Source organism: Collinsella sp. AM16-21 (assembly GCF_003471905.1).
Classification (GTDB): Bacteria; Actinomycetota; Coriobacteriia; order Coriobacteriales; family Coriobacteriaceae; genus Collinsella.
Genome location: NZ_QRKJ01000012.1, coordinates 23,010 through 40,550 on the forward strand (window position 1 = coordinate 23,010; position 17,541 = coordinate 40,550).

Genomic DNA, 17,541 nt, shown 5'->3' on the forward strand with positions numbered 1-17,541 from the left:
GGGCGAGCCAGTCCCCCGGCTCGCCCGCTTTCAATCATGTAAATCGCCGTATCTACTCTGCAGACGAAGATCCACCATCAACGATTGCCTGCTCGGACTCAGGAATCCCATCGGCACCCGTGCTCTGTTCTTGCTCCACCTCTTCGCTGATTGCGGAGGCGGGGGTCGAGCCCTTCGCACCCACGATGTAGGCAGCCCCAAATCCTAACGCAATGGCGATCAAGGTCAAAATCACGTAGACAGGCCAATGGCGCTTAATATACGAAAACACGTTGACTCCTTAGAGCTCCGTCTACGAACGGCGGATAACCTCGGTCACGACCTCGGATACCGTGGCAATGTTCGTCGGGTTGACATTGTGGGGCAGGTCGTCCTCGGTACGAGCGCAAGCCAGGCGCGTGCCGTCCACGCCGGCGATGGTGAGGGCTCGGCGGCTCGCCTCGAGCGCGGCATAGGCATCGGTCTTGGCATAGGGCATCTCGAGCGCGCCACAATCGACATGGAACGACTTGCAGACCTTGCTGACCAGGTTCATGATGCGGCGATCGCCCTTGAGCAGTTGTTGTTCGCCCTCGACCGTCACAACCGAAAGCCTACCGGCGCCGACGGATTCAAGATTGATGAAGAATACGCCGCGGAGCTTATCGCGATGCGAAGCCAAGAAGGCCTTCATGCCGGCGCCATCACAATCCGAGGCGCCCGTTGCCACAAACCAGATATCGTGACCGAGCAGCTCATCATCGCCCATAGAGGCGACAGCCGAGAGCATATCTTCGGAAGAAGCGCCATCGGAAGACGTAGCGCCACCCTTCCAGCCATCGTTATCGTCCTCGAAGTTATCCCACGAACCGATACCGCGACCGGACTTCTTGGCATCGTAATCGTCTTCGACGCCCAGCCAGTCACTCATGCTGTCCTGCTCGTTTTTCTTTTTACGACCGAACAGGCCACCCAGGCCGCGCTTACGAGACTTGGGTGCCGCCGGGGCGGGAGCCGAAATGGTCTCGATCGGCTGCGCGCCCGACGCAACGGGCATGGGAGGCGCAACGGGTGCCGATGTGGGTTCGGGACCTTGGGCGGTAGCAAAGGGGTCGTTGACCTGGGCAGAGGGATCGGGAAGGTCGAACAGCGACGTGCGAGACGCAACGTTTGCCTGCTTCATAGACGGCAGCGACGGATCGGGGACCGAAGCCAGCGGAGACGAGGAGGGTGCAGGCGACGGTGCCGACGCCGGATCGGGAACATTCATCTGCGGACGCGGCGATGCTTGGGAGGAAATCTGGGCCATAAGGGAATCGACCGTTTCGTCCTGGGTGGGAGCGACATTGGCAACCGTGGCACCGGAACCACTCGGGGTCGGCATGGTGAAAATCTGCGTGGAGTAAGGTCTCGACTCATCCGTTTCGAGAGTCTCGGAAACCACAGACACTTCCTCCTGCTCGGCCTCGGTCGAATCATCTTGCTCGGCTGCCGCGTATTGCTCTTCGTCAGAGTTGGCCTCGACGGACTCGTCCTCGGCGGCATCTTGGATTTCGGCAGCATCAATAGGCTCGTCATCGTCTGCCGCGTCGCCCTGTTCATCGGAAACAGGAAGGGGCTCGGCAATCGCGGTGCCTTGCTTTTCAAACGTTATCGTGGAATCGAACTGCGCGGCATCAAACGACATGGTGCTATCGACGTGCTGCTGGGCCTCGAAAGACGTCGTCGCCTCAACAACATCCGCGGACGCCGGTTGCTGGGACTCAAAGGACGTTGTAGCTTCGGCGGCGTCGACGGGCGCGGACTGCATAGCCTCGTTCTGCTCGAACTCTTGCGCCGCGTGCTCACGTGCCGCCTCGGCTGCCTGCTGCTGAGCGATAGCCTCCTGCTCGGCAGCCTCGCGTGCGGCAGCGCGCTTCTCCTCGAAATCGTCGACAAATTTCTTGCCCTTTGCAAGCGCACCCTTAAAGAAGTTGGAAGCGCTGGCGCCAATCGACGAGAACGCGGATGCAATGTCGGCATGGGGCGTTGCCGCGGGAATCTCGGCCGAAAAATCAGTATCGCTCTCGTAAGACACGCGCCTCGGCTGTTCAACGTAATCGTCGTCAGACTCGTCCGCAACGTCTTGCGCCGGCGCGGCGGGAGCCAAAACGTCCAGTCCTGCCGCGGGATCGATCGCGGACACTGCCTCGGGCTCGGCAACGGCAGCGGCAACCGCGGCAGACTCATCATCCACGGTGACAGCGGGCGCAGGTGCAGTCACGACGGGGGCAGGCTCGGGCTCAAACGTCGGCTCCTCGCCCTCCTCGTAATCGAGCGTGCAGGACTCGGGAAGCATTCCGAGCGCACGGATGGCATCCGAACCAAAGCGGATGTTGCCGGCGGCATTGCGATAGAGCTTGGGCTCGGGCTCGGCCGCGACAGGCTCCTCCACCGGCTCGGCAGCGGAAACCTCGTCATTGAACTCTTCGGCCTGGACAGCCTGATTCTGATCCTCGGGCACGATGGCGCCAATCAGCGTCTCGTCGGCAGACGCACCCTCAAAGCCCTCGATCTGCTCGTCGAAAGCCTCGCCCTGTTCGGGCTCGGTCTGAGCGTCGGGAGCAATCGGCTGACCGAACTCGTCCTCGGCGTAGGTAGGCTCTTCATACTCGATGGTGTTGCCGTAGTCGTTTTGCTGTTGGGCCGCGGCATACTCCGCTGCTGCGCGCGCCATCTCCTCGGCACGACGCTTCTGCTCCCCAAAATAGGTATCGAACGGAACATCGTCGGGAAACTCGTTTTCGCCCTGGAAGGGAGCAACGTTGTCCATAACGCCGAGCATAGCGGCGACAGAAGACTTGTTGCACACTGCGCCGGACGTATAGGGAAGCACAAAACGGTTAGAAATGATGTTTGCCGCGTTGGCGAGCGCAACGAGGGAAGCGAGGATCGCGACAATCCACAGCAGAACCTTGAGCGCGCCGGGGAGCGGCAGGATACGCAAGATGGCAACGGCAGCAGGGGCAACCGTGGCAACGGGCAACAGCTTGGCGATGAGCGCACGATACGAAGCATAGGGCTCGCGGGCGAGCAGCTCAGCACGGGGAGAGTCGTAGTGTGCGACAACGACCACCGGGCGGTTGCGCGGAGACGCGAGCGGGCCCGAGGCCTTGTGGTAGGCGATGACATTTTGGCTCACGCCCGTCTTGCCCAGGCGCGAAACCACGGGGTGGCCCGTGCGCTCGAGCACGTAAAGAACGGCGCCGACAATGGCCAGCAAGGTGCCGACCAAGCCGATGCCGCCACCGATGCCCATCAGCAGGGCGCCGGCAAACGCAAGAATACCGGTAACGGCAAATGCCAACCTGCTGGGCGCCGGGGCATTGAACTCCTGAACCTCGGGATCAAAGCCGTGGTTGCGGAAGATCTGAGCGATATCCTCGGCAGCCAAGCGCTCTTCTTCGCTGCATGCCGGCGTGATGCCGGTGTTCTGCAGCAGGTGGTTAATATAGTTCTGGGTGTTCGCCATGTGCGCTCCACATCCATAATCCGACAAATAGGCCCAATGCATGCACATTAGAACCGTATATAGTCGAAAGTATACCCCGAGCGAGCGCAAACGACCGAATTCGGGCCATCTTAACGCCCCGAGCGGACAAGGATATAGCCTAATCTCCATATCGGACTAAAATCATGGCAGCAAACCACCTTCTCATGCGAGGACTCTATGACGGCAAGCGACGCGACCGCGACAATAAAAAAGGGGAATTCGGAGCCCAGTTTCGATAAAACGGCTCAGCGCATCCTCAATCTTTTCTTTGTGCTCAACAGCTCCCCCGAACCGCTGACGACCGAGCAGATCGTCTTGGATTCTGACCTGGGATATGGCTCGGGCAATATCGACTCGGATAAGCGCAAGTTTCGGCGCGATCGTGACAAACTGCTCGAACGCGGCATCTTAATCAAGGAGGTTCGCCCCGCCGGCGCGCAGGAGACCGAGGAAAGCTCATGGACAATCGACCGCGAGCACACGTTTGCGGCAGGCGGCCTCATCACCGCAGACGACGCCGATATCCTGCTCAACGCTATCGACCAGACAATAGCGGCCGGCTCATCCACTTTTGCCGCGCCGCTTGCCGATATTCGTTCCAAGATTGCCTACCTCACCGGCAGGACGACGGCGGACGAAGCACCGATCCGCCGCTCTCCCACCGTCGATGCGGTATGGAGCGCCTTTGCCGAGCGATGCGCGCTGCGATTTTTATATCAGAACGGACGCGGTGAGCAGAAAGAGCGTACCGTCTGCGTCTACGGCATGTTCGAGCGCGAGGGCGTGGCGTACTTCTGCGGCCTCGACAATGTCACCGACGACATCAGGACATTCCGCTGCGACCGCATCGTTCGCGCTTGGCGTCCTTCGAAGGCCTACGCCATCCCTGCGGACTTCAATCTCAACGACTATCTGTTCTTTGAATTCGATTTTGCCGACCGACCGCCCGTTGCAGCCACGTTCTCGTTCGCCCCTCAGACGCAGATCGATATGATCAACGGTCTCACGCGCGGGCGAGGTGAGCTCGCACATACCGATGCGGGATGGACTTGGACCGTTGACGTGCGCAATCTTGAAGCCGCCGCCTCATTTTGCATGGCCCACGCCATGGACGGCATGAGGCCCATGGCCCCCAAATCGCTCAAGCAGGCGTGGAACCACCTCATTGAAAGGACGGTGCACGAGCATGCCCGTGCGTAAACTCACCAGCGAGCAGAGACTCTCGCGCGCCATCGACATCATGGAGGCCCTCTACGCCGCCGGCGAGAGCGGCATGACACGAACCGAAATTTGCGACCGCTTTGACATCACGGGAGTATCGCTCGACGAGATTCTCGAGATCGTCTCGACGCTCGCGGACCGAGAATCGGGTGCGCGCATCATCTGCGAATGCCACGGCGAGTGTGTGGTCCTCACCGGTGACGCCGGGCGTGTGCTACCGCTGCGTCTGAGTGCCGCCGAAGGCGCTGTGCTCAACCATGAACTTGAATCGTTGGGGATCGAGCCGCAGACGGCAGCTCGGATTCGACATGCCCTTCTGCCCGAAGAGCTCGGCTATAACCAGCGCGTCTTTGACACCGTCAACCACGGGTCGCACTGGCAGCAGCTGAGCTGCGCCATTCAGGACGGTGTTCGTTGCCGCATCTCGTATCGCTCGATGGACGATGCGCGGCCACGCGAGCGTCTGGTCGACCCCTTGCGCATTACGGTAAACGGCGACCAAACATACCTGATTGCCTGGGACATCGCGGTCGATGAGCAGCGCACCTATCGCATGGATAAAATCGAGGGACTCACCTTGACGGAAGACTCCGTCGTGCCTCACACACCGGGCGTCGCATCCCTCCACGATTCCCTTGCCCGGACGCAGCGTAGCGCAAAGCTCTTGATGCCATTCGATATGGCGGAGCATCTGGACTGGGCCGGCATCACCCTAATCGAGCGCAGCGGGGCAGACATGGCAACGGTAACCGTGCATTACGGCTCCGAGCGTTGGCTACTGAGCCAGATAATCGCAGCGGGCGGAGCCATCCGCATCTTGGATGACCCCGCCCTGTCAAAGCGTCTGTGCGATATGGCAAAAACCCTCGTCTGTCCGCTTTAGCGCCGCCGCTCGTGGTGTGCGCGCCACAGTTGCAGATAGTGACCGATCTGCGCCGATTCGATGCGCTGGTAGGAGCTCGTGGGCAGCGACGTTAAGAACTTCTTCCCGTAGCCCTTCGTCACCAGGCGCGGGTCGGCCAGAATCAGCACGCCGCAATCGGTCGACGAGCGGATAAGGCGGCCGGCCGCCTGCTTAACCTCGAGCACCGCCTCGGGCAGCGAATAGCGCGCCCAAGCGCGGTCTTCGCGCAGGTTGCGCTCGCACGAGAGCGGGTCCGTGGGGCTCGAGAACGGCAGCTTGGGAATGATGACGCAACGCAGCGTCTCGCCGCTGGCGTCAAACCCCTCCCAGAAGGCCTTAAGCGCAAAAAGCGACGAGGTCGGCTCATTGATAAACCGGTCGCGCAGGCGACGAGGAGATGAGTTGCGCTGCTGGCAGTTGAGCTCCAGACCCGCACGGGCCATCTTGGGCTCAACGCGGGCGTACAGGTCTTCCATGTCGCGCCGATTGGTGAACAACGTGAGCACCGATCCGCCCATGGCAAGATGGGCGTCGACCAGCACGCGCTCGAGCGCCGTAAGATAGCTCTCACGATCGCGCGGATCGGGGATATCGCCCGCAACGACTACAGCCATGTTCGAATCGAAGTCGTAGCTCGAGTCCAAGTGCAGCGATGAGGATGTTGAAGCACCGATGCGATCGAGGCCGACCGCGTGGTTAAAGTGTTCAAAGCTTTTGGACACCGTCATGGTCGCCGAGGCAAAGATAGCCGTGTGAACCTCGGGCAGCCATTCGGTTGCCAAGGCCTCGCCAATGTCGATGCGCTCTGCGGTCATTGACTCTCCGCCGGCACGCAGCCTGCGATTGACCTGCAGCGAATACACATAGTGTTCATCGGTGCCATCAATGATGAGTTTGAGGTTCTCGGCCAGCTCGTGCAGGCGGCGCGAGATATCACCCAGGTCGACAACAACCTCGGGCTTGTCGGCGGCAACGGCTTGCACCAGCGCGTCGACGCTCTTGTCAGCTTGTTCCAATGCGTCGATGGCAGCGTAGGCCGACTGTAAGAAATCATGCCAGTCGTCAGATTCGCGCAGCTCGGGGCCAATCCATAGATTGGCATTGTCATAACCCCCACGGGCACGGCGACCGAGCTCGCGAACGCCATCGAACACGTCGGCGATTGCCATGCTCGCGCGCGCAACCGTCGACGTTGCCTTGGCAGTAAGGCCCAGATAGAGCGTAGAGCCCTCGGAGGTTGCCAAATCACGGGAAACCTGGCTTAGCGCGCCGGTGCTCGAGCCACCCAGGCGCTCAAACAGAACGCGTGATTCGTCCGCCGACACCACGCGCGCCCACTGGCGGCGCGCCTCGCGCTCGATGGAATGGGCCTCGTCGATTACCCAATGACGAATCGGAGGTAAAATCCTGCCCTCGGCCGCGACGTTGCGGAACAGCAGGGAATGGTTGGTGACCACCACATCGGCATGCGCCGCACGACGGCGAGCGCCGTGGACCAAACATTTATCAGGGAAAAACGGGCAGAGGCGACGAGCACACTCGCGCGAGGCCGTCGTAAAGTCGGGGCGGTTGACGCTGCGCCACCGAATGCCGAGCGAGTCGAGGTCGCCATCGGCTGATTGGCAGACGTACGCCATAATGACCGCGACCGCCGTGAGCGTGTCCGCCGGATCGCGCTTGGTGGTAATCTCGACCTGGCCGCGGCTCATGCGCTCAATCTTGCGCAAGCATGGATAGTGGTCATAGCCCTTGAGGGCGCAAAACGATAGACCTCCGTCCAGCTGCTCGGCAAGTTTGGGCAGCTCGTGATACATGAGCTGGTCGGCAAGATTATTCGATTTAGTTGCGATACCAACCGTGATGTTGTTGCGGCGCGCGGCCTCGGCAAAAGGCACCAGGTAAGCCATCGATTTGCCGACGCCCGTCCCCGCCTCAATCACGCGATGCGTTCCCGTAACGAGTGCGTCACGAACCTCGAGCGCCATCGCAATCTGCTCATCGCGCGGCTCGTACGTGGGATACATGCGATTAACCAGGCCGCCCGGGGCATAGTCCGCCTCGATTTTCTCGCGGCTCGGCATCTTAAGGACCGGCAATTCGTCGGCGTCCACCCGATCATCGGCGCGATCGGCCTTGAGTACGTCGGCGCGGGCGGCGCTGAGAGAGAAGATGGAACCGGGGTTCTGCCCCGCCAAGAACGAGAAGATGGGACGATAGGACCAGGGTACGTCGGGGTGCATGTCGGCCAGGCGCGCCATCAAGCCCTGAGGCAAGTCGGTGAGCGCCACGAGCAACACGCGCCACACACCACACAAGGCGTCGACATCGGCGTTGGCGCGGTGGGACACCGAGTCGCAGCCAAACAGGTCGGCCATGAAAGACAGTTTATGCGAGGCCAGGCGCGGAAGCGCGATGCGCGACAGTGCCAGCGAATCGATCCAGATGTCGCTGACGTTGACGCCGCCCTTGACCGACTCGATAAACGAACGGTCGAAGGTGGCGTTATGTGCGATTACCGGGCAGCCGCCGACAAAATCGGCGAGAGCGGCGACAGCCTCAACGGCCGACGGGGCATCTGCCACATCGGCGTTTGTAATGCTCGTGAGCTCAGTAATCTCGGCGGGAATCAGCTGCTTGGGATGCACGAAGGTATCGAAGCGATCGACAACCTCGCGGCCCGAAAGGCGAGCCGCCGATATCTCGATAAGCTCGTTGTCCTGCACCGAAAGACCCGTGGTCTCGGTATCGAGGACGATAACGTCTTCCTCGATGAGGCCAAACGATTGGGTTTTGGCGCGCTCGGCAAGCGTGGCATAGGAGTCGATGACAAACTGCGGCGTTCCTGACGAAACCGCGTCCTCGATTAGCATGCAATGCCCGCTCGACGAAGACCCATACGGATCAGGCTGTCACAGACCTGCGGGAACGTCATGTCGTCGGTGTGGCGGATTTCATCCGGATACAGCGACGTATCGGTCATGCCGGGAATGGTATTGGTCTCGAGGATGACGGGGCCATCCTCGCTCACGATAAAGTCGCTGCGCGAGATACCCAGGCAGCCGAGTGCCTTATGGGCAGCACAGGCGAGCTCCTGAGCACGAGCGTAGTTCTCGGGCGAAATCTGTGCCGGAATGCGATGGATATCCGTGGGGTCGACATACTTCACGTCCAGATCGTAGAACTCGCAGTCCTCGGGCTTGCGGATCTCAACGATCGGCAGAGCGCGCACGTCATCCTCGCCGTATACGCCGACGGTGATCTCGGTACCCTCGATGCACTTCTCGACCAGCACCTTGTCGCCGTACTCAAACGCCTTGGCGATTGCCGCGGGCAGCTCGGAGGGCTCATGGACCAGGGAAATGCCATAGCTGGAACCGTTTACGGCCGGCTTCACAAAGCAGCGCTCGCCACAAACCTCAACGATATGATCGATATCGACTTCATCGCCTACCTCGAGCGCAAGGCCGGGGGCAATGGGAATGCCCGCCTTTGCGTACAGGAGCTTAGAGACCTCCTTGTCGGCACCGCAAGCGCTGGCAAGCACGCCCGAGGCCGTGTAGGGGATACCCAAGGTCTCCATGGCACCCTGCATGGCGCCATCCTCACCGCCGGCGCCGTGCATGGCGATAAACGCCACGTCGAAACCACCGGTCGCCATGGTTACCATAAAATCATCGGCAGCCGTGTCGAGCAGCTCCACCGAAGTGTAGCCGGCCTCCTTCAGGGCCACCACGACGTTCTTTCCCGAATTGAGCGAGATCTCGCGCTCAGCGGAATGACCGCCCGCCAAGACCGCTACGTGCATGTTCTCTAGGCTTTTACCCGGCATGGGCAGACTCCTCCTCTATAATTTCTGCAGCTGATACCATATTGTAGCGATACCCTCTACGTTTCCCCAAAATCGAAAGGCTTCCATGAATCCCAGGACTAAATCTCAGGACATTCGCGACTTGAGCCAAAACGATATTCGCGAGCTTGTGGCCGAACTTGGCCAGCCCGCCTTCCGCGCAAAGCAGCTCATCGAATGGGTCTTTGAGAAGAACGTTTGTTCGTTTGACGATATGACCAACCTTCCCAAGGCTTTCCGCGAGCAGCTTAAAGGAGCTTTTGCCTTTGACACGCCGACTGAACTCACCATGCAGGTTTCCAAAGATGGCTCTCGCAAGTATCTGCTCGAGTACCACGACGGCATTTCCGTTGAGACTGTCGGTATGCCCCGTCGTAACAAGCTTTCCGTCTGCGTTTCCACCCAGGCAGGCTGTGGCATGGGCTGCGCCTTTTGCGCTACCGGTCTCAACGGCCTCAAGCGCTCTCTGACCGCTCAAGAGATCGTCGACCAGGTACTTCATGTATCCAACGACTTTGGCGAGCGTGCCACGAGCGTTGTCTTCATGGGCCAGGGCGAGCCGTTCGCCAACTACGACGAGGTTCTCAAGGCACTGCGTATCCTCAACGACCCCGATGGCATCGGTATCGGCGCCCGTCATCTCACCGTCTCTACCAGCGGCGTTATTCCCGGTATTCGCAAATTTGCCGACATCCCCGAGCAGTTCACGCTTGCCGTTTCCCTGCATTCCGCCATCCAGTCGACGCGCAATAAGCTCATGCCCGGTGTTAAGAAGTACACGCTGCTCCGCCTTCACGAGGCACTTCAGCTCTACACCGAGAAGACTGGCCGCCGCCCGACCTATGAATATGCCATGATCGAAGGCGTCAACGATACGAATCCCGAGATGCAGGCACTCTGCGACTTCTGCGAAGGAACGCTGTGCCACGTTAACCTGATTCAGCTTAACGACATCGAGGGCAGCCCGCTCAAGCCGTCGCCGATTCATAAGGTCGAGGATCTTCAGCGTCGCCTTGAGTCTCGTGGCATCGAGACCACAATCCGTAATTCTCGCGGCAATGATATTGATGCCGCCTGCGGTCAGCTGAAGCAACGTTTCAAGGTCCAGAAGAACGCATAGGGGAGTCTGCGTCCCATAACGTTTCATGTGAAACATCCGACAGCCCTGGTTGCAAATAATGCAACCAGGGCTGTTTCATTTATATTCATGCTATTGGATTTGATTTACACAAGGTTAGTTATATGGCCAAAATAAGGGGTCCTTGTCTCATGAATCAGACAAGGACCCCTTCAAAACAGGTAAGTAATTGTTAGGTACCTAATAGCCAACATTTTCCCACTGATGGTTAACCCAGTCTTGGTTGATCTTGGGATTCTTAGTCACCTGAGCAGTGCGCATAGCGACATCTTCGGTCATGACATCCATTTTCTTCTTAGATGTATCGACGATATCCTGAGCGCCACGCAGCAGTCGACCGCGCAGTTCATCATCTGTCGCAATCTTATAACCCGCAAAAGCACCAGCAGCGACAGTGGTTGCCAATGCAATGACTGCGAGAACCTTACTCTTCATCCTGATCCTCCTGCCCAAATTGAATCATTTCGCCAAGGATACGGGAGAGCTCTTCTTCGTCTTTGAACTCGATTTCAATTTTATTCTTGCCACGCGAGCTCTTCACACGTACATTCGTGTTGAAAACTTGACGAAGGACTCGAGCGGCCTTTTTGAATGACTGAGGTGTTGCTGGCCTCGGAGTCCTTAGCGTCTCTCCGGCAGAAAACAACGGAGCAAGATTTTCTGTCGCTCTAACGGAAAGACCTTCTGCAACAACCTTCTCAGCAAGTCGAATCCTGGCATCTTCATATGGAACTGCAAGAATCGCTCTTGCATGGCCCGCAGTAAGCTTGCCCTCGAAAATCATCTGCTGTACAACGTCTGGAAGATCTAGCAAACGAAGTGAATTAGTGATTGACGAACGAGACTTACTGACAGCCTTTGATAACGCCTCCTGAGTCATGCCGCTGGCATCAATGAGCTGACGATAGCCCTTTGCCTCTTCGACGGGATTCAAATCAGAACGTTGAAGATTCTCGATAAGAGCAAGAGCGAGCATCTCCTCATCATTAACTTCCTTAATGATGACAGGCAGTTCCTCAAGACCAGCAAGCTTTGACGCCTGGTAACGGCGCTCACCAGCGATGATCTCATAGCCGTTTCCATGCTTGCGCACCAACAGCGGCTGCAAAACGCCATGTTCTTGAATCGACTCGCTCAACTCTCGAAGTTCAGTTTCGTTAAAGTGAATTCGCGGCTGATTAGGGTTAGGAACGATATCTTCAATAGGTAGTTTTGTTTCAGATGCTGCATTTGAAGCCGACGCAGCTGAACCACCGGTCTCATACTCGGCCTCTGAGACCAAAGCATTGAGTCCACGTCCCAATCCTCCACGTTTCTTTGCACTAGGCACGCTTGATCACCTCTTTTGCAAGGTTCATATACGCTTTTGCACCCTTATTTTGAGGCGCATAAGTAATTACCGGTTCTCCAAAAGACGGAGCTTCGGAGATTTTTACGGTACGGGGAATTAAAGTCTTAAAAGCCTTATCACCAAAGTACGATTGAACCTCCTCAACAACCTGATTCGACAGAGAAGTACGCGAGTCATACATGGTCATAAGCACGCCATAGGTGTCTAATCCCTTGTTCAGACGTGATTTGACCATCTTCATTGACTCAAGTAGCTTCGTAACGCCCTCAAGTGCGTAATACTCGCACTGAATCGGAATCAAAACGCTGTCTGCTGCAGTCAAAGCGTTGATGGTAAGCAGGCCGAGCGAAGGAGGACAGTCAATGAAAATAAAATCGAACTCGTCTTGAATGGGCTCAAGCAAATCTTTGAGGCGGGTTTCACGAGCAATTGCGCTTACGAGCTCAATTTCGGCACCTGCGAGCTGAATTGTAGCCGGAATGACGAATACCTTTTTGCAGTTTGTATCAAGAACAAGCGATTCTGCCGGCACATCATTCAACAATGCATCATAGATGCATTGATCAAGGTCTTCCTTTTCAATTCCAAATCCACTGGTGCTGTTTCCTTGCGGATCAAAATCGACAATCAGTGTCTTACGACCCTGTTCACCCAGTGCTGCTGCAAGGTTTACAGCCGTCGTTGACTTACCAACGCCGCCTTTTTGATTGATAATTGCAATAATACGCGTGTCTTTTGCGCTCTTCGAACGCTTAACGTCGCGAAATCCCACGGTCCCTCCTGGTGTGTATTAAAGCTGTCAAACGGAGGATGTTTCACGTGAAACATTCCGATTCGATATCAACCGCCATGTTTCACGTGAAACACTGCAAGTTGTTAGTATCCATTATGTTTCACGTGAAACATCTAGGCAAGCGGATTCTTCTTTGCCATGCCATTTGCACGAGGCAATGAAACGGATGCTGGATGACTCTTCTTAAGAACAATGAACTCTCTGTGGCCCAAGCCCTCAGGCAAATCGATTGCGTCATTCAGAAGCAAAGTTAAGCCGCAGATCTTAGCTGCTGACATGCCGGAAGTAAGCTCCTCATCAGATGGATTGCCCTTCGTGATAACAAATAGCCCTCCATCCTTGAGGAACGGAGCCGCATACTCAACAAGAATCGGCAGTGGGGCGAGTGCGCGAGCTGTTACGACAGAGAACTGTTTCTTATGGCTTCGAGCATATTCTTCAAGGCGATCATGGACTGCATGACCATTCTTCAATCCAAGAGCATGAACAAAAGTATTGACAGCATCGACCTTCTTGCCAACAGAGTCAATATAAGTAGCTTTTCGACGCGTGGTTATTGTTAATGGAATACCAGGGAAGCCTGCACCTGTTCCCATATCGAGCAAAGCTCCCTCAGGAGCCTTATTGATATAAGGGAGTAAAACAAGTGAGTCGAGGATATGAAGTACCGCAGCGTCTTCTATGTTAAGAATACGAGTGAGATTGGTTGTCTTATTTGTTTCCAGAACCAAATCAAGATGCTGAATACATTTCCTTAGCTCAGCATCAGCTACATTCAAGGAATACTCTTTGCAATAAGAGGCTAGACGACATAACATCTCGTCAGCCTGCAGATCTGTAAGTACAAACAACGAAAGCTCCTTTCTGACAAAAAACAGTGTATCGAGAACTTTTGACAAAAAAAGGGGACGTGGAAACCACGCCCCCTTAGCATAAGCTCGAGTAGATTATCGAGCAACAATCACCACATGGCGATCAGGGTCAGAACCCTCAGAATGGGTATCGACGGCATCATTGCCACGAAGCGCAATGTGAACCAGTCGGCGCTCATAGGCATTCATGGGCGGAAGCGAAACACTCTTATGAGTACGGATGGCACGCTCGGCGGCAGACTGAGCCATAGAGGCAACCTTGTCCTGACGACGGCTCTTATAGCCCTCAACATCAACCACAACCGGATACCTAAAGCCAAGCTTGCGGCTCACCAGCAAAGAGAACATAACCTGAAGGGCATCAAGGGTACGACCATGACGGCCAATGAGAACAGCAAGATCAGGAGCCGTAACATCCAAAATCAGCTCGCCCTCGTCGCCCTCGTACTCATCAATAGGAGAGTTGGCGGCATCGAAGTGCGAAAGGATGGAACGCAGAATGGAAATCGCCGCATCGGCAATGGTGTCGAGCTCCTCATCGCTCAGCTCTTCACCGGCCTTGTAGCGCTGTGCAATCTCGGGATAATCGCCCGCAATCTGCGGGGCAACCTCCTCAAGCATATCCTCGATGATCTCTTCAGACATAACGTACTCCAAAAGTTAGGTACCTAAATAAGATTGATATCCCGACTACTTCTTCTTGTGCGGGCGCGGCTTCTTCTCTCGACGAGTGACCTCAACCTGCAGCGGCGCGTTCTTAAGACGCTCCTCCTCATCGGCCTTCGCCTTGTCGATGACCTTCTGCGTCACAAAAATCTGCTGGATAACCTGCCAAGCAGACGAGACGTCGTAGTACAGCAGAACACCAACGGGAAGGCTCCAGCCCATCCAAAGCATCATGACCGTCATGACAACGGCCATCATACGCATGCTCTGGGCCTGCTGGCCGGTCTGGTTGCGCGACATATAGAGCTGCGGAATCAGGGTCAGGACGGCGAACAGGATCAGGCAGACCAGCGCAGGCAGTGCAACCATAAAGCCATCGGCAAAGGAAGCGCTCGGCGTGGTGGTCAGGTCGGGCAGGATATTGAAGAACGAGAACGTGCCCTCGTTAAAGTACTGCGGCAGGTTACGAAGCAGCGTAAACAGGGCAAACAGGATAGGCATCTGAATCAGAAGCGGCAGACAACCAGCCATGGGGTTGAACTTGTTCTCGCTGTAGAACTTCTGCATCTCCTCGGCCTGACGCTGGGGATCGTCGGCATAGCGCTCCTGGATCTCGAGCATCTTGGGCTGCAGCACCTGCATGCGAGCCGTCGACTTGGTCGACTTGAGCATAAGCGGCGTCAGCAGCAGACGGATGATGACCACCAGGATGATGATGGACAGGCCCCAGTCGACCGCAAAGGTCTGGATGAGCTTGAGCAGCTCGAAAAGGATGTTAACGATCCAATCCCACATGTAAGTTTTCCTCCGATAGCGAGTGCCCGCTAGGGCACAGGGTCATAACCGCCGACGTGCAGGGGATTGCAGCGAGCGATGCGCCTCACGGCAAGCCAGCAGCCTCTCAAAACACCGTACTTCTCAATCGCCTGGATGGCGTATTGCGAGCACGTTGGGTAATAAATGCAGGCGTCAGGCAATAAGGGCGAAATAACCTGTTGATATATGCGAATAGGAGCGATGGCAACACGTCGCAAAACGTGATTGCTCATCGCTCCTCCCCGGCAACGCCGGCACGTTTCATAAGCGAACGCAATGCCTTGTCCATCTCCTGCGGCGAGGAAACCCTCGTCTTGGGAGTTGCGAACAAGATGATGTCATAACCCGCAACGGGAAATCCACAGCTGCGGGCGGCCTCGCGCATCACACGCTTAGAACGGTTGCGCACGACAGCACAACCGAGCCGTTTAGCACCAACGAAGGCGACCCTTCCGGAGTCGCCTTCGCCAACCGATTCACATATGGTCATTCGAATCAGAGGGTGATTGAAACGACGCCCCTGACTGAACACATGCTCGAAATCTTGCCGAGACTTAATAGTCTTCATGCGAGATGTGTGTATCGCTGCTAGACAGTGAGACGCTTGCGGCCCTTGGCGCGACGACGGGCGAGCACGGCACGACCACCCTTAGTGGCCATACGGGCACGGAAGCCATGGGTCTTGGCACGCTTACGCTTATTAGGCTGATACGTACGCTTCATCTTAAGTTCCTCCTGCTGCATTTCGAGTGTCCGCGGGGGCGCGGACGCAGATATAGACACGTGAGCTTGAAGATTGTAGGGAAATCAATGTTCAAATGTCAAGAAATCAAAGGTAAAAGGTTGCGCAGTTCACACGGTTCCCCCATAAGCCAAGCTCGATTTAGCGGTGCATGGCAACTTTTCACGATATTTCATCGAGTTTTCAACAGGTCATGTTGGCAATGTTGAGAACTTTTCGTCCGTTTTCCAAAGTTTTCAACAGGTTTTGAAAAGTTGTCGAAAGATGAGAAACATTGCACAGTGAGCTACTATTTGTTCGAAACCTTATGAAAGATTGCGAGCGGCATGTCTGACGACTTTTACACCATGGTCGATTCCGGAGACCCGGCACCCGACAACGAGCACATCACCGGCGTGCGCGAAGAGCGTGAGGAAGGCGAGCAGACGACCACGCAGGCGCCAAAAGCCATGTACGCCGCACGCATCGCCGTCTATGACGACATGCTGTCGACACCGCGCGTGATCGTCATTGATCCGCAAGATGTCCGCACGTATTTGGAAGAGACCACCAACACCGTCTACCAGTGCATGAAAGAACAAGGTGGCCATATCTCGCTCATGGTCATCCGCGAGATTGTCGAAAACTTTATCCACGCGCACTTTGCCGAGCCCATCATCTCGATTCTGGACGGCGGAGACACCATCCGCTTTGCCGATCAAGGACCCGGCATCGACGACAAGGAGCGCGCGTTCGACTTTGGCGTTACCAGTGCAAACAGCAAGATGAAGCGCTATATCCGTGGAACCGGAGCAGGGTTTCCCATGGTGCAGGAGTATTTGGAAAACGCCGGCGGTGCCGTATCCATCGAGGACAACATGGGTAACGGCACCGTGGTTACGGTAAGCCTGAACCCTAAACGCGTGCAGGAAATCGAGCGTGCCGGCGGACGCGGTGCTGCCGTGCGGCCCGAGACGGAGCACCCCACATATCCCCTGCCGGGAGCTTTTGCGCAGCAGCCCATGGCAACGCAGCAGATGCAGCCCCCCGTGGGACAGATGCAGCAGCCCGGAATGCTTCCTACACAAGAGCCCCAGGCGACATCGATGTCGATGCCGCCAAACATGCCAGAGACCATGCCGCTGGCGGATCAGGATGCAGCAGCAATGCAGCAGGCGACGGGGGCACCGGGTGGCCAGCAAATGGGCTATCAGCCGTACCAACAGGGATATCCATATCAGCAGATGCCGCCACTGGGGTATGGCCAGCAGTTCCCGCAGCAGTACCAGCAGGGATATCAGCAGCCGTACCAGCAGATGCCGCAGCAGCAGTACAACCCCTGGGCCCAGCAGACGCCTCCGCAGCCTTACCAACAGTGGCCTCAAAGTTTTCAACAGCAAATGCCGCCGACGCAGAGTTCTCAACAACCAGCAGCTCAAATGATGTATCCTAATGCAGTAAATCAGTATGCACAGCCACAACCGGACGTGTTCGTAAGCGATCGCGGCAACGCCGCGCTGGGCTATCTGGCGCAAAATCAAGCGTGCGGCGCAACCGATCTTGCGAGGGCGTTTGGAAACTCGGCCCCCACTTGGTCACGCACGCTCAATGACTTGGCGCAGGCCGGCTTGGTCATCAAGCATGGCCAGAAATACCATCTGACCGAACTCGGCGCCGCTCGCGTACGAGCTCAGAGCTAAA

17 protein-coding genes are annotated in these 17,541 nt (G+C 56.8%); 4 read left to right on the forward strand and 13 right to left on the reverse strand.

All coding sequences use genetic code 11. The annotated features are described in order from the left end of the window. Window positions 1-52: 52 nt before the first annotated feature. Together DW180_RS07430 and DW180_RS07435 are read right to left on the reverse strand one after the other, a co-directional pair. Window positions 53-271 carry a hypothetical protein gene (locus DW180_RS07430; protein WP_022094153.1) on the reverse strand — a complete coding sequence of 73 codons (219 nt, stop codon included), beginning with the start codon at window positions 269-271 and terminating at the stop codon, window positions 53-55. A gap of 21 nt (window positions 272-292) precedes the next feature. Continuing rightward, complete coding sequence (locus DW180_RS07435) at window positions 293-3,490, reverse strand: hypothetical protein (RefSeq protein WP_118238223.1); 3,198 nt, start codon at window positions 3,488-3,490, stop codon at window positions 293-295. A gap of 198 nt (window positions 3,491-3,688) precedes the next feature. Here DW180_RS07435 and DW180_RS07440 point away from each other — a divergent pair, with 198 nt between their 5' ends. Both DW180_RS07440 and DW180_RS07445 read left to right on the forward strand, forming a co-directional pair. Beyond that, a complete protein-coding gene (locus tag DW180_RS07440) occupies window positions 3,689-4,711 on the forward strand; it encodes a YafY family protein (protein ID WP_118238225.1) in 1,023 nt (340 codons plus the stop codon). Continuing rightward, on the forward strand, window positions 4,698-5,615 hold the full coding sequence (locus DW180_RS07445) for a YafY family protein (RefSeq protein ID WP_118238227.1): 918 nt from the start codon (window positions 4,698-4,700) through the stop codon (window positions 5,613-5,615). Before DW180_RS07440 ends, DW180_RS07445 begins: the two co-directional genes overlap by 14 nt. Here DW180_RS07445 and DW180_RS07450 read toward each other — a convergent pair. After that, entirely contained in the window at window positions 5,612-8,506 is a 2,895-nt protein-coding gene (locus DW180_RS07450; protein WP_118238229.1) for a helicase C-terminal domain-containing protein, read from the reverse strand. The genes DW180_RS07445 and DW180_RS07450 overlap by 4 nt on opposite strands. Beyond that, window positions 8,500-9,465, reverse strand: coding sequence for a D-alanine--D-alanine ligase (locus DW180_RS07455; RefSeq protein WP_035136496.1), 966 nt, complete (start codon window positions 9,463-9,465; stop codon window positions 8,500-8,502). Before DW180_RS07455 ends, DW180_RS07450 begins: the two co-directional genes overlap by 7 nt. An 85-nt stretch (window positions 9,466-9,550) precedes the next feature. On the opposite strand from DW180_RS07455, the gene rlmN reads away from it, so the two are divergent. Further along, window positions 9,551-10,603, forward strand: a complete 1,053-nt coding sequence (gene rlmN / locus DW180_RS07460; protein WP_118238231.1) for a 23S rRNA (adenine(2503)-C(2))-methyltransferase RlmN — start codon at window positions 9,551-9,553, stop codon at window positions 10,601-10,603. Window positions 10,604-10,801: 198 nt separating this feature from the next. On the opposite strand, the gene DW180_RS07465 is transcribed toward rlmN, so the two are convergent. The 9 genes from DW180_RS07465 to rpmH form a co-directional block, all read right to left on the reverse strand. Then, entirely contained in the window at window positions 10,802-11,056 is a 255-nt protein-coding gene (locus DW180_RS07465) for a hypothetical protein (protein ID WP_118238233.1), read from the reverse strand. After that, entirely contained in the window at window positions 11,046-11,951 is a 906-nt protein-coding gene (locus DW180_RS07470; RefSeq protein WP_199569935.1) for a ParB/RepB/Spo0J family partition protein, read from the reverse strand. The genes DW180_RS07465 and DW180_RS07470 overlap by 11 nt, the downstream gene beginning before the upstream one ends. Beyond that, window positions 11,944-12,744, reverse strand: a complete 801-nt coding sequence (locus DW180_RS07475; protein WP_118238235.1) for a ParA family protein — start codon at window positions 12,742-12,744, stop codon at window positions 11,944-11,946. The genes DW180_RS07470 and DW180_RS07475 overlap by 8 nt, the downstream gene beginning before the upstream one ends. A gap of 134 nt (window positions 12,745-12,878) precedes the next feature. Beyond that, entirely contained in the window at window positions 12,879-13,616 is a 738-nt protein-coding gene (rsmG, locus tag DW180_RS07480) for a 16S rRNA (guanine(527)-N(7))-methyltransferase RsmG (protein ID WP_233545220.1), read from the reverse strand. Window positions 13,617-13,712: 96 nt separating this feature from the next. Next, the gene (locus tag DW180_RS07485; RefSeq protein ID WP_118238239.1) at window positions 13,713-14,282 is read right to left on the reverse strand and encodes a R3H domain-containing nucleic acid-binding protein; all 570 of its coding nucleotides are present in this window, start codon (window positions 14,280-14,282) and stop codon (window positions 13,713-13,715) included. Between the two features lie 45 nt (window positions 14,283-14,327). Next, window positions 14,328-15,098 carry a YidC/Oxa1 family membrane protein insertase gene (locus DW180_RS07490; protein WP_117584025.1) on the reverse strand — a complete coding sequence of 257 codons (771 nt, stop codon included), beginning with the start codon at window positions 15,096-15,098 and terminating at the stop codon, window positions 14,328-14,330. Between the two features lie 29 nt (window positions 15,099-15,127). Further along, a complete protein-coding gene (yidD, locus tag DW180_RS07495; protein WP_117584026.1) occupies window positions 15,128-15,352 on the reverse strand; it encodes a membrane protein insertion efficiency factor YidD in 225 nt (74 codons plus the stop codon). Then, the gene (gene rnpA, locus DW180_RS07500; RefSeq protein ID WP_006236191.1) at window positions 15,349-15,687 is read right to left on the reverse strand and encodes a ribonuclease P protein component; all 339 of its coding nucleotides are present in this window, start codon (window positions 15,685-15,687) and stop codon (window positions 15,349-15,351) included. Before rnpA ends, yidD begins: the two co-directional genes overlap by 4 nt. Before the next feature lie 20 nt (window positions 15,688-15,707). After that, window positions 15,708-15,842: a 50S ribosomal protein L34 gene (rpmH, locus tag DW180_RS07505; protein ID WP_019127408.1), complete on the reverse strand. Its 135-nt coding sequence runs from the start codon at window positions 15,840-15,842 to the stop codon at window positions 15,708-15,710. A 345-nt stretch (window positions 15,843-16,187) separates the two neighbouring features. On the opposite strand from rpmH, the gene DW180_RS07510 reads away from it, so the two are divergent. Beyond that, window positions 16,188-17,540, forward strand: a complete 1,353-nt coding sequence (locus DW180_RS07510; RefSeq protein WP_118238241.1) for an ATP-binding protein — start codon at window positions 16,188-16,190, stop codon at window positions 17,538-17,540. Window position 17,541 lies beyond the last annotated feature (1 nt).